The following is a 331-nucleotide window of genomic DNA, read 5'->3' as shown; positions in this document are numbered from 1 at the left end:
TTAGAAGTAAAATATACAGATACAAATGGCCAACCAAGTTCGATTATCGCAAATAAAAATGGGGGAGTTTGGGCACTTAACAAAGAGGTTCCACATATTGAATTAGACGAAACTACCGGAAAAGTAACGGTTGGTTATCAAGCGGTGTTAGCAGAAAGTGAAATAGTAGCAACCGAAACAAAAGGAAACAGTGACTCAAGTTCAGAAAGTAAATTAAAAATGCCACGTAAAGAGACAACGCCAGAAGCACCAGATATTCAATCTAACGCAGAGCATGTCAACGTAGAAGTAACACCTAAAGGTGAATCAACAAAATTAGAAGTAAAATATA

1 pseudogene is annotated in these 331 nt (G+C 36.6%); it reads left to right on the top strand.

What is annotated here, in order from left to right:
- Positions 1-331, top strand: a pseudogene (locus tag HMPREF2706_RS12420) (hypothetical protein); the annotation flags it as partial.

Origin of the sequence: Staphylococcus sp. HMSC067F07 (assembly GCF_001837405.1) — a bacterium.
In the GTDB taxonomy this organism is placed as follows: Bacteria; Bacillota; Bacilli; order Staphylococcales; family Staphylococcaceae; genus Staphylococcus; species Staphylococcus capitis.
The sequence above is the reverse complement of the archived record's forward strand: the minus strand, read 5'-3'. Positions and strand labels throughout refer to the sequence as shown.